This is a genomic window from Christensenella tenuis (genome assembly GCF_014287795.1).
GTDB lineage: Bacteria > Bacillota > Clostridia > Christensenellales > Christensenellaceae > Christensenella > Christensenella tenuis.
The window spans coordinates 65,622-77,798 of sequence record NZ_JACOON010000006.1 but is presented as its reverse complement, the minus strand read 5'-3'; the positions used below and the strand labels follow the sequence as shown (position 1 = coordinate 77,798).

The 12,177-nt window shown below is 50.7% G+C and carries 11 protein-coding genes; 6 read left to right on the top strand and 5 right to left on the bottom strand.

Going from position 1 to position 12,177, the window contains the following annotated elements:
* Window positions 1–10 precede the first annotated feature (10 nt).
* The 3 genes from H8S18_RS11380 to H8S18_RS11370 all read left to right on the top strand — a co-directional run bounded on the left by H8S18_RS11380 (window position 11) and on the right by H8S18_RS11370 (window position 4,862).
* On the top strand, window positions 11–742 hold the full coding sequence (locus H8S18_RS11380; RefSeq protein WP_186858398.1) for a nitroreductase family protein: 732 nt from the start codon (window positions 11–13) through the stop codon (window positions 740–742).
* A gap of 198 nt (window positions 743–940) precedes the next feature.
* Window positions 941–3,208 (top strand): bifunctional diguanylate cyclase/phosphodiesterase, encoded by a 2,268-nt coding sequence (locus tag H8S18_RS11375; RefSeq protein WP_186858397.1) that lies wholly within the window; start codon window positions 941–943, stop codon window positions 3,206–3,208.
* Between the two features lie 337 nt (window positions 3,209–3,545).
* Complete coding sequence (locus tag H8S18_RS11370) at window positions 3,546–4,862, top strand: Na+/H+ antiporter NhaC family protein (RefSeq protein WP_186858396.1); 1,317 nt, start codon at window positions 3,546–3,548, stop codon at window positions 4,860–4,862.
* Window positions 4,863–4,907: 45 nt separating this feature from the next.
* Here the strand turns inward: H8S18_RS11370 and H8S18_RS11365 are convergent, their stop codons facing one another.
* From H8S18_RS11365 to H8S18_RS11355, 3 genes are all read right to left on the bottom strand, one after another.
* On the bottom strand, window positions 4,908–5,549 hold the full coding sequence (locus tag H8S18_RS11365) for an HdeD family acid-resistance protein (RefSeq protein ID WP_186858395.1): 642 nt from the start codon (window positions 5,547–5,549) through the stop codon (window positions 4,908–4,910).
* 283 nt (window positions 5,550–5,832) lie between these two features.
* Window positions 5,833–6,543, bottom strand: a complete 711-nt coding sequence (locus H8S18_RS11360) for an ATP-binding protein (RefSeq protein ID WP_186858394.1) — start codon at window positions 6,541–6,543, stop codon at window positions 5,833–5,835.
* A 76-nt stretch (window positions 6,544–6,619) separates the two neighbouring features.
* Complete coding sequence (locus H8S18_RS11355; RefSeq protein ID WP_186858393.1) at window positions 6,620–7,519, bottom strand: YitT family protein; 900 nt, start codon at window positions 7,517–7,519, stop codon at window positions 6,620–6,622.
* A 186-nt stretch (window positions 7,520–7,705) separates the two neighbouring features.
* Between H8S18_RS11355 and H8S18_RS11350 the strand changes: the two genes are divergently transcribed.
* Together H8S18_RS11350 and H8S18_RS11345 are read left to right on the top strand one after the other, a co-directional pair.
* On the top strand, window positions 7,706–7,990 hold the full coding sequence (locus H8S18_RS11350; protein WP_186858392.1) for a hypothetical protein: 285 nt from the start codon (window positions 7,706–7,708) through the stop codon (window positions 7,988–7,990).
* Window positions 7,987–8,439, top strand: a complete 453-nt coding sequence (locus tag H8S18_RS11345; RefSeq protein WP_186858391.1) for a hypothetical protein — start codon at window positions 7,987–7,989, stop codon at window positions 8,437–8,439. Before H8S18_RS11350 ends, H8S18_RS11345 begins: the two co-directional genes overlap by 4 nt.
* A gap of 647 nt (window positions 8,440–9,086) precedes the next feature.
* On the opposite strand, the gene H8S18_RS11340 is transcribed toward H8S18_RS11345, so the two are convergent.
* Together H8S18_RS11340 and hcp are read right to left on the bottom strand one after the other, a co-directional pair.
* Window positions 9,087–9,566: a pyridoxamine 5'-phosphate oxidase family protein gene (locus H8S18_RS11340; protein ID WP_186858390.1), complete on the bottom strand. Its 480-nt coding sequence runs from the start codon at window positions 9,564–9,566 to the stop codon at window positions 9,087–9,089.
* Between the two features lie 114 nt (window positions 9,567–9,680).
* Entirely contained in the window at window positions 9,681–11,231 is a 1,551-nt protein-coding gene (gene hcp, locus H8S18_RS11335; protein ID WP_186858389.1) for a hydroxylamine reductase, read from the bottom strand.
* A gap of 157 nt (window positions 11,232–11,388) precedes the next feature.
* On the opposite strand from hcp, the gene H8S18_RS11330 reads away from it, so the two are divergent.
* Window positions 11,389–12,093, top strand: a complete 705-nt coding sequence (locus H8S18_RS11330) for a Crp/Fnr family transcriptional regulator (protein ID WP_186858388.1) — start codon at window positions 11,389–11,391, stop codon at window positions 12,091–12,093.
* The last annotated feature ends 84 nt before the right edge of the window (window positions 12,094–12,177 follow it).

Sequence of the window (12,177 nt, the reverse complement as noted above, 5' to 3'; positions counted from 1 at the left end):
GGGAAACAGGATGGATAACGAAATTTTGTACGGCGCTATTTTTCACAGGCGGTCGGTGCGCAAATATGACAGTGCGCCGCTTACGGATCAGGCCATCTCAGGCCTGGCCGAATTTATGGCCGCGGTCAAACCGCTCATACCCGGAATCCATACGGAATTTAAATTGATGCTGCCCGGGGAGATCAAGACAAACGCGCCGCACGCCGTGTGCCTGTATTCCGAGAAAAAAGACGGCTGGCGCATGAACGCCGGTTTCATGATGGAGCAGGTTGACCTCTATCTCTCTGCAAATAATATCGGCGCGTGCTGGCTGGGGATGACGAAGCCAGACAAAGGCAAGGCCGCGCCTCCGGCGGGAACGGAATGGGTGGCCACACTGTGCTTTGGTACGCCCGCGCAGCCCATGCACCGCGAGGGCGCGGAACAGTTCAACCGCAAAAGCCTCAACGAAATTTCAACTGTGACGGATCTTTACCACGTGCTCGAGGCGGTGCGCCTCGCTCCGTCCGCAATGAACAAACAGCCGTGGTTTTTCAGCGGCAACGCGGAGCAAGTGGTGGTCAGCCGGAAGAAATCTCTGATGCTTGATAAGCTGAATCAGATTGATACGGGTATTGCCCTTTGCTGTTTTATGCTTGCGCTTGCGCACCAGGGCAAGGAAGTCTCCTTCTCGTTTGAAAAAAAGCCCGTTCCGGAAAAACATATTTTCATGGCCATGGCGGAAATTGCAGACAAAGCGTAATATCGGTCTGCTGGATTTGGCCGTATCGGGCTTGCCCGATACGGCTTTTTTGCGGAGACCGTTAAAACGAACGTGGAAGCAGGGTCTTTGGTTGAATCTGAATGGTGAAAGCGGTACAATAGAATCAATACCATATTTCACTTGAAATATATTGTTTTTGTGGAAAACGCAAAATTTCGTACAAGGAAGGGCCATACCATGGGCATTGACCGCTTGATCCACCTGAAAAACCTGAAAAGCCTGATTGCAGGGCTGCTCGCCATTGCGGCAGTTGTCGTATGCCTGAATATTTATTACGTTACATCGCTGAAGAATTCCATGGAAGAAGAAACAGACCGCTACCTGGGGGAAATATCGAGGCATGCCGCTTCCATGATCGACTATCGTGTGGAAAGCGGTTTTCAGACATTGCGTACCACCGCGCGTTCGCTTCACTTGTTTGATGATGAGGAAGAGATGCGGGATTATTTAAAGGTGGTGAGCGAAGAAAACGGATTCTCCCGCATTACGTTTATTGATCCCGAGGGAAACGGCTATACAAGCGACGGCACACAGATCGATACGCAAAATGAGGGAATTGGAAAAGCCTTGCGGGGAGAAGAGAACGTATCCAATGTATTTGTCGCGGTAGACGGAAAGAACTCGGTCTTTTATTCGGTCCCGGTTTATGGGCCGGGCGGAGAGGTTGCGGGTGTGCTCGCGGGGACAAGCTCTATCGAAACCCTTGAAAATATCCTCAGCGTGGAAAGCTTCGGAGGCGAGGGTTTCTCGCAAATTGTCGATTATGACGGGAACTATATTGTACGGTCCGAAAATAAGAACGCGATCCGCGGCTACGATAATTATTTTACCATGATTGAAGAGAACGGTACACTTGAGCAGGGAGGAACCATCGCGGAGATCCGGGAAAAAATTTCGGAAGATAAAAGCGGAACATTCCGCTTTGCAAGCTATACTGATGGAGGAGACCGCGCGGTTATTTATATTTCCCTCGCGGTTCCCGAATGGTATTTATTCTCCGTCGTACCTACGGCAGTCGCCGGCGCGCAGACCCAAATGGCCATTACCCTTTCAATTACCATTTCCTGCGTAATGGTGGCGCTTTTTATTGTCGTGCTGTTCCTGCTCTACTACACGTATCGCAGGAGCAATGAACGGCTCGAACATATTGCGTTTGTCGATCCGGTAACGGGGGGCGCGAGCAGGCTGAAGTTTGAACTGGAAGCGGAGGAACTGATCCGCGGCGCTGCGCCGGATACCTACGCAATGATTTCGCTGGACATCCAAAAATTTAAATTGATCAACGATTCGTTCGGCAGTGAAAAGGGAGACCGCACCCTGCGGTATATTGCCAAGGTGCTGGAACGCGAGACGGGTCATAACGAGCTGTCCGCGCGGATTTCGGGGGATACATTCAGCCTGCTGCTGAAAAACACCTCGCCTAAAGAGCTCGGATTGCGGCTCGACCATATTGCGGAAGAAATCAACAGTTTCAACCTGACAGGGGAGAACAAATATATTCTGCCCGTCATGCAGGGCGTTTATATCGTGGACGATCCGGCGCTTAACATGATCGTAATCCAGGACCGCGCCAATGTGGCGCGGAAGGGCAACAAGGACAGCAGCGGAAGGTTTGTTTCGCGGGTTTTTTATTCCGATCTGGAGCGGCTCCGCATGGTACGGGAAAAAGAAATTTCCGACAAAATGGAACAGGCTCTTAAAAACCGTGAATTTGTTGTCTATTTGCAGCCTAAGTACGAACTTGAGCACGACTCCATTGCGGGCGCGGAGGCCCTCGTGCGCTGGGATGACCCGGAAAAAGGCATGGTTTTTCCCGGTGAATTTATTCCCGTGCTCGAACGCAACGGATACATTGTGGAGCTGGATTTCTATGTGTTTGAAGAGATATGCCGGATGCTCCGCCGATGGATAGACAGCGGCGAAAAGCCAGTGCCTGTTTCGGTAAACCTTTCCCGCGCGCACCTGAAGCACCCGGACTTTATGGAACGGTTCCGCAGGGTATGGGAGAAATATAATATTCCGGCGGACTTGTTGGAAATTGAACTGACAGAAACGTTGGTATTTGAAAACATAGAAGCGTTAATTAGCATCATCGATCAAATTCACCAGATCGGGTTTACTTGTTCGCTGGATGATTTTGGCAGCGGATATTCTTCGCTGAATATGCTTAAGGATGTCCCGGTTGATGTACTGAAGCTGGACCGCGCCTTCTTCCGCGGAGAGATCAGCGAACGGGGAAAACGTGTCGTCGAGGGCGTGATCGATCTCTCGAAAAAGCTTGGGATGGGAACGGTGGCGGAAGGCGTGGAACACATCGGGCAGGTGGAATTTTTAAGGAAAGCACACTGCGATATGGTGCAGGGCTTTGTATTCTCCAAACCGGTTTCCACGGCGGAATTTGAAAAGCTTATTTTCGGCCGGGAATCCGCGGATAAAGAGCCATAAAAAAGGAAAAGAGGCCGGGACGCGTTTTCATGCCGGTATTTTTGCTGGCCGCGATCATGGCCGCGGATATCCTGCGTACCGGCTTTTGCGGTCAATTATACACCGGGATATGATCGGCAGCCTGCAAAAGCGGGTACGGGCATACCCCTTTTATGCTGGCTGTTTGCCGTATGGCGCCAAAGAAGGCTTCTATCGGTCTGCCCGTCCAAAAGGGTAGAATCGGACCGGTGTTTTATGATAATATAAATTATCGGTTTGCGCTGCGCCGTTTCCTTCCGGCAGTCCGGAAACAGCGGGTATGGACTGAAATGAGGTTGCAGGATTGGGGGAGCGGAGGATGGAAAAAGGAAAGGCAAGCGCCCTGGTTCCCATTGGCGTATTTTTGGCGTTGTTCATCGGATGCGGGGTTATTTTTCGGGATTTTTACGCAGTCCCGGCGGTTGTCGGATTTTTGATTGCGCTGCTCGTCGCGTTTTTTCAAAACAGGAAACGAAGCTTTGGTGAAAAAATGAATACCATCGCAACGGGCATGGGCGATCAGAACGTGATGATTATGTGTCTTGTGTTTATACTTGCGGGGGCGTTTTCCGGTACGGCGCAGGCAGCGGGCGGTGTGGACAGCGTCGTTAATTTTGCGCTTTCAATTATGCCGCCCGGTGTGGCTGTGGCGGGGCTTTTTGTCATTGCGAGTTTCATTTCGCTTTCCATGGGGACGTCCGTAGGCACCATTGCCGCGCTCGTGCCCATCGCAGTGGGTATCAGCCAGAAAACGGGGCTTGCAGGGGCGCTGTGCGTGGGAGCGGTGGTTTCCGGCGCAATGTTTGGCGATAACCTCTCCATGATTTCCGATACCACCATTGCGGCTGCGCGCACGCAGGGCTGTGACATGAAAGACAAATTCCGCGAAAATTTTAAAATTGTGCTTCCGGCGGCGGTTGCAACGTTTGTTATCTTCATCGTCCTGACCATGAATGTTCCCACTGAAATCCATGGAATTTATGAATACGATTTCTTGAAGATTGTTCCGTATCTGGCGGTTCTTGTCAGTGCGCTGTGCGGGCTGAATGTAATTATTGTCCTTGTGCTTGGGCTGGCACTGTCCCTTGGAGTCGGCCTGTTTACGGGCATGATCCTTCCGCAGCAAATGTTCGGCGTGATTGCCGGCGGCCCGGACGGCGGCGGGGGAATCGCCGGCATGTATGATATTACAGTTATCTCGATCCTTGTGGCGGGCATCATCGGGTTGGTAAAGGCAAACGGGGGAATCGATTTTATCCTGAGCTCGATCCGCAAAGTGGTGAAAACCAAAAAAGGCGCGCAGCTTGGCATTGCGGTTTTAAGCTCGGCAGTCGATATTTCCACAGCCAACAACACAGTTGCCATTGTCATCGCGGGGCCGATTGCAAAAGATATCTCGGATGAATTTGGAATAGAGCCCAAACGAACCGCCTCCCTGTTGGACATCTTCACGTCCGTATGGCAGGGGATTTTGCCATATGGCGCGCAGTTGTTATATGCCTCCGCGGGCGCGGCGGCGGTGGGGCTGGCGCTGACGCCCGTAGACATCATACCCTTCCTCTTTTATCCGATCCTGATGGGCATAAGCGCCCTTATATGGATTTTGTTCGGGATCGGGGAACGGAAAAGAATATAACAAAAACGCCTTTCCACGAAGGGAAAGGCGTTTTACTGGGACCGGTTATTTCCTGCAAGCCAGTTTGCCGGACAGCGCCTCTGCAAACAATGCAACACCGCCGATGATCAGGTAAATCGCAAAGATCCACTGCATCGTGAACCAACCTGTAATGGGTGCGCAGATAATCAGGATGCCAAGGATCAGGTTAATAATACCGCTGGCAAGAATCCAGCCTGCGCCGGGCTCGCCTGCACTTTTGAACGCGCCATACGAGGAAACCTGCGTGATGCCCCCGAATAATGCAAAGAACCCGATGATAAAGGAGAATGTGGACAGCATATTCAGCTTGCCGATCGGGCTGCCGAGCGCTTCCACAAGGATCAGGACGCCAATCAGCGTGAAGATAATGCCGTTTGCGAGCGTCCATCCGTTCCTGTAATCGGCAGGAGTACGCACATAGGCAATGATCTCAAAAACACCATAAACGATGAAACCGGCAGTAACAAAATACCCAATACCAATCCCCATGGTGTATGGTGCCGCGAAAATCAGGATACCAATTACAACCATACAGATTGCAATTACAATTCCTGCAATTTTATTCCCGCCCGTGGCCTGCCTCGCTATGTTGTTCAGGCTTATCCTGGACTTTGGCGGCTCTTCATTTGGATTTTGGTCGTTGGTGTGGAATGTTTCGTCAGACATAATAATGATTCCTCCTCTTTCGGAGCATACCGCCCTTGGCGCCATGCCCGCCTGGTATAAAATGCTTGCCGGAGCTTGATATGGAGCATTTCCGGCTTATTGAATTATTAAACATTTTATTCCCGTGCGAAACAGGATACTGCACGGGCAAATGGAAGGATATCAATCCTGCGGGCAATGCTTTATGCGTTAATCTGCGGCCTGCCGCAAAAAAAGAGCAGGCACAGCCGGAGAGCAAAAAAAGCTTCTGTCCACTCAGGGAAAGAAGCTTCGCTTGTACTTCCTACTGCTGGATGATGCTTCCATCCGTATCGACGATGGTGATGTTCCACGGGATCATTTTTCCACAGTTCTTGAGCGCGTCCATCGCCGCCTGTGCAATGCCGCCGCAGCACGGGACGGACATGCGCACGACCGATACGCTTTTAATATCATTCTGTTTTAGGATCTCGGTCAGTTTCTCAGCGTAATCCGCCTCATCGAGCTTTGGGCAGCCAATCAGCGCCACCTTACCACGGATAAAATCATTGTGGAAATTACCGTATGCAAACGCTGTGCAGTCCGCCGCAATCAACAGGTGCGCCTCTTTGAAATACGGCGCGTTCACCGGAACGAGCCTAAGCTGTACCGGCCATTGGGAAAGCTGCGATTCCATTTCGCAGGGCTGTGCCGCCGCAGGCGCATCCTGCGCGCGGGACGCGCGTTCTATCGTTTTGGACTGTGTGCCCGGGCAGCCGCAGGGAAGCGGCTTTGACTTCGCCTCCATGTTCTTTTTAACGGCCTGTGCGTCGTACGCCGCTGCCTCGCGTTCTTCAAAGGAAATTGCGTCCGTCGGGCAGACGGGCAGGCAATCGCCCAGACCATCGCAATAGTCGTCCCGCAGCAGCCTCGCTTTGCCATTCACCATACCAATCGCGCCTTCATGGCAAGCCTGCGCGCACAATCCGCAGCCGTTACATTTTTCTTCGTTTATCGTAATGATTTTTCGTTTCATAAGTATGCCACCTCTTTACTTTCTTGATTCTATCATATCAAATAGAAAAGAAAAATATGTTGCAATTGCAACAAAATTATTTTCGCGCCTTTTTTCGATGCGAAGGGATGCTGATTTCACGGAACCCCTCGCCGGTGATCTCGCCCGCGTCGCCCACGATGATAAACGCATCCGGATCGATTTCATGGATCAGCCTGTAAACTTTATAGACCTCCTGCCGCCGTACCGCGCACAACAGGACCTCGCCTTCCGTGCCACTGTAAGCGCCGCGTGCTTTCAGGCCCGTTACGCCGCGTTCCATTTTGGTGAGGATGGCACGCGCGATTTTCTCGTTTTGGGGCGAAACAATGAACATCATTTTGCCTGTGCCAAGGTTTGTACCGTAAAGTACCGCATCAATTACGCGCGATGTGATGAAAATAACGAGAATTGCATACAGCGGGCTTTCAAATTCCTGATACACCCAGGCGGAAATGACAACGACAATGACGTCGAGCACCATAATCAGCTTGCCGATGGAAATATGGGGAAACCGCTTCGCAAGTAAATTGGCTGCAAGCTCCGTGCCTCCCGACGTCCCTCCGCGCATCAGGATCAACCCCAGGCCGAGGCCTGCGAGCACACCGCCGAACACCACGGTAATGAGCGGCTGCCCCGTATACTGCGGCATGATGCCCGCCGTCGCATCGATCACCACGGAGGAAAGCGCCGTCGCAATCACAGTCTTGATGACGAACTGAAATCCGAACGCAAAAAAACCGAGAACAAAAAGAGGGATGTTCATCACCAGGATCATCGTGCCGATAGGCAAGCCGAACGCGTAATTGAGCATGGTGGCAACGCCTGTCAGCCCACCGGGCGCGATGTTGTTCGGCGCGGTAAAGATGTTGACGGAAGCGGCATACAGCAGGCTTCCAATAAAAAATAAAATGCCGTCAAGCAGATATCCCTTTATTTTACCGGAACGCAGTTCCATCTTATCTCTCTCCCTTCTATGCCAACTGTCATCATCATACTCTTTTACTATAACCAGGAAAAGCGCTTGCGTATTAAAATTCCGCTAAGATTTTCAGGAAAGGGGCAGGGATTGTTGTCCCTAAAGATTGCGTGCAGGCGTTTTTTTTGTTATATTGTTGCCAGAAGCAGATGCAAGGGGTGGGGTATGCATGAAAACAATGGTTCATTCATTTTAAGAACAGCCTTTTCATCCCTAAAAGATACAATTGTATCGATGGTTGTGGCAACGGTGATTTTTTATGTGCTTTTTTGGCTGATGCTATTATGGATCCAAACACTTTGGGGAGCGTTGTTGTTTTTAGCATTTTTGGCCGTTTTTCCACCGTGGTACGTTTCCATAACAGCGCATTTGCTGATGTACCGCTGGCTAAAAGATGAAAAACCGTCCATAAAAGCCGCATGCTGGGAAAATTTGTTGGAACGGCAATGACTTATTTGCTGGTTTTCGTCATAGGTATGTGGATCCTGCTTGCCGTCTTTATGGGTGGTGGATTCGCTCCTTTTTCTCCTATTGTGGGAACCGCGTTTGCGCTTTGGTTTTCCTTTCTTGTGGTGCTATACCTTATAACCGGATTTGTGATTGTGATTACCAAAAGAACGGCTTTTCAGGCCATTGGGAAGACCTTTCAATACCTCATACACGGTGGCATATTAAAGAATATGGTGGTTGTTGCTGGCTTGACGGTGGCTTATAGCCGGCTATTTACCGCTCTGTTTCAAAATAGGATTTCGGAAACTTTGCTTTGTATTTTGCTTGCTCTGGCTCCTTTCGTTGTATTTCCGCTGCTTTACGTTACCTACAGGCATTCTCAAACTATTTATGCAGATTGGCGGGAACGTGGGATTAAATTTAAAGCCAGACGGCACAGTAAATCATAAAGGCCGCCCCTGGACGGCTCATAAAATACCTTCATTTTGCTTTATACTGTATTGCCTTGCCGGCTTTTCCGCAGAATCGCGGAACTTGCGGGCCGCTTTTTTGGAAATAGTATCGGTCTTTATGCCGTCGTCCTCTTATTTACTTATCAATAACGCCTCCATTTATGTATTTTTACAATAACAGAAAAGGCATGCCGGAAGCAAAAAGGATTTCCGATCCACAGTCTGTGGGAAATATCCGGTCAAAAAAGGCTCCCTTGCGGGAGCCGGATAAAGGTGGGGAATCTATGTAAAAGCGCGAGGCTTTATGCTTTGACTGCCCCAACCCGTGAAGCGGCCTAGTTGGGGCAGAATTTGTATGCTTTTAGGATAACCGGGTTTCATGAACCGGGTGTGAAGCGGATTTTAACAAACTGTAAAGATCAATACCGCCTGCGGGCGGCGCAATAAAATACGAAGTCCCCGACACATTGTATCAGGGACTTCTAAAAAATACCCATTGGCTTGTACCTCCAAGCCGATTTATTTAATCGCCGAAGCGTTATCTATATATTAAACGGAAAATATGAACCCTAAGCACCAAAAGTATGAACAATCTATGAATCCTGGAAAGGGAGAAGGCCCTACCTTTTGGCAAGGCCTTTCCGTTACTTTTCCTTCGGATGCTTCTTCTGCTTGCCGCTGACCTCCCGCAGCTCGATTTTCACGATGCCGGTGTGCGCAAGTGATTTACGGATGGCTTCGTCAAACCCTTCCATGTTGCTTGGCGCATATTTTTCGCAAATGAGGCGCAGGGCACGGATTTTTTCCGCATCGTCCGTCACGGCCTTTGCCCGGCCATAGGCGATTGCGCTCCTGTAGGTAGTGGAAAACTGCTCGGGCAGGGGAACGATATCCTCCGCGCATACGAGGCACACCTCCGGCTCGTGCTCCATACATTCCAGCTTATAGCCCGCAGGCGCGCAGTGGAAATAAACTGTATTCCCCACGCCGGCGGGCGATATGGGCACGGCGTAAGGCTTTCCATCCGGCCCCACCATGGAAAGCACCGCGTATTCGCAGGCATGAAGCACCCTGCGCGCCTCTTTTTCCGCCATCGCACGTTCTTTTCGTCTCATTTCACGCATTGTTTTTTCCGCCTTTTGTTTTTTTACCAGTATACCATAAAAATTTTAGCTGCCGCCCAAAGATGAAAAAATGGGAAAATCCCGCAGGATTTTCCCACTCGAAGGCTGCCGGTTTTACCCCAGGATCTTTTTCAGGTCCTCTTCGGGCGTTGAAATCGGGCTGATATTAAATTTTTCCACAAGAATGTTCAATACGTTCGGCGATACGAAGGCGGGCAGCGTAGGTCCAAGATAGATATTCCTGATGCCCAGCGAAAGCAGGGTAAGGAGGATGCATACAGCCTTTTGTTCATACCAGGAAAGCACCATGGAAAGGGGCAGGTCGTTCACGCCGCAGCCGAATGCCTGTGCGAGGGCGGTTGCCACCTGGATAGCGGAATATGCATCATTGCACTGCCCCATATCCATAATGCGCGGCAGCCCCGCCACCGTACCAAGATCAAGGTCGTTGAACCGGTATTTCCCGCAGGCCAGCGTCAGGATCACGGAGTCGTCCGGCGTCTGTTTGACGAATTCGGTATAATAGTTCCGGCCGGGTTTCGCGCCGTCGCAGCCGCCCACAAGGAAGAAATGCTTGATCGTTCCATCTTTCACCGCGTCTATTACCTGATCCGCAACGGAAAGCACGGTATCCACACCAAAACCGGGCGTCAGCACATGTCCGCCGTTTAAGCCGCTCATCTCACGCTTTTCCGCGTAGCCTCCGAGCGCAAGCGCCTTTTCAATCACAGGAGAAAAATCCTTTTTCTCGTCGATGTGCGCCATGCCGGGATAGCCTACCACAGAGGTCGTAAATACGCGGTCGGAATAAGAAGGCATAGGGGGCATCAGGCAGTTTGTGGTGAAGAGGATGGGGGCGGGTACGTCCGCAAACTCTTTCTTCTGGTTCTGCCATGCCGTGCCGAAATTTCCCTTAAGGTGCGCGTATTTCTTTAACTGGGGATATGCGTGCGCGGGCAGCATTTCACCGTGTGTATAAATATTGATCCCTTTTCCTTCCGTCTGTTCGAGCAGGAGCTTTAAGTCATGCAGGTCGTGCCCCGTCACGATGATAAATGGTCCCGCTTCCACATCCGTAGAAACCGGGGTCGGCTCAGGCTTCCCATATGCGCCCACGTTCGCGTCATTAAGGAGCGCCATGCACTTAAGATTTACCTGCCCGCACTCCATCACGAGGGCAAGCCGTTCATCCATTGTCAGGTCCTTTGTAAGAGAGGCGAGACCCTTGTAAAAGAATGCGTTCACCTCTGGATCCTCCTTGCCGAGAATGCGGGCGTGATGGGCATACGCCGCCATGCCGCGCATGCCAAATAAAAGGAGGGATTCGAGGCTGCGCATATCCTCGTCTGCATGCCAGACGTCTGCCGCCGCAAACGAGCAATTGCCGCCGTACCTGCGGATCAGTGCGTCGCCGCGGCTGCACAATGCTTCGATATCCGCATTATCAAAGTTTACGTTCGTCACAGTCACAAACAGACTGTCCACAATAAAATCATCCGTTTCGGCGTCGTGTGTTTTCCCCTCCGCCGCACAGGAAAGCTCCACCAGTTTTGAGGTAAGCTTATCCTGCAAAAGAGCCGTATCTACCTTTTTGCCGCAAACCCCGCCGCGCGTGCAGCCGGATCCGTTCGCGGTCTGTTCACATTGAAAACAAAACATTTCCATTCTTACATCCTCCTTATTGCAGTTCGCCAAACAGCGAAACCGCCATGCCATACATATTTTTGCCGAGTTGCTTGACTGTATAAAGTTACCCATTTATAAACAACCCTTGCCTGATATAAACAAGAATAGTACAATATGTGAAAATGAGATGTTGCAAATGCAACAAAAAGGAAAAGCGATGGAACAATATTTTGAAGTCCTGCAAAAAAATGAATTGTTTGAGGGAACGGATGATGCGGAATTGCGGTCCATGCTTTCATGCCTCGGATATACGGTCAGGCAATATCCCAAAAATGATATGATCTGGAACGTGGGAACAAAAACTCAAAGTTTCGGTATTGTAGCCGAAGGGCAGGCGCAAGTCATCCGTGAAGACTGGTTCGGTACGCGCAGCATCATTGCGGCAATCCCGCCGGGCGGCGTATTTGGAGAGGCATTTGCCTGCGCGGGCGTGGAAAGAAGCCCAGTGGCTGTGCGCGCGGGAGCGGATAGCACAGTGCTTTTTTTAAGCGCGGAAAAACTCCTTACCGTGTGCAGCAATGCCTGCGGGTTTCACGGCAGGCTGATCCGCCGCCTTACGCGGATGCTTGCCCGCAAGAATATTGAGCTCAACCGCAAAATAGAATTCATGAGCCGCCGTACAACAAAAGAAAAGCTTGAGGCATACCTGCTTTCCGAATATGGCAGGCAAAAGAATAATCCGTTCCTGATTGCGCTCGACCGCGCAGAGCTTGCCGATTACCTGGGGGTGGACCGCAGCGCCATGTCGCGCGAGCTTTCGCGCATGAAGCAGGCGGGCGTCATTGATTACTGGAAAAACAGCTTTAAAATACTTGATTTTGAAAAAATAAGGAAGAACTGAAGCAAATAAAAACAACCGGATCACGGTTGTTTTTATTCATTATCAAATATCAAAAGATTTGCACAAAGAATCATCCTGCGTTTT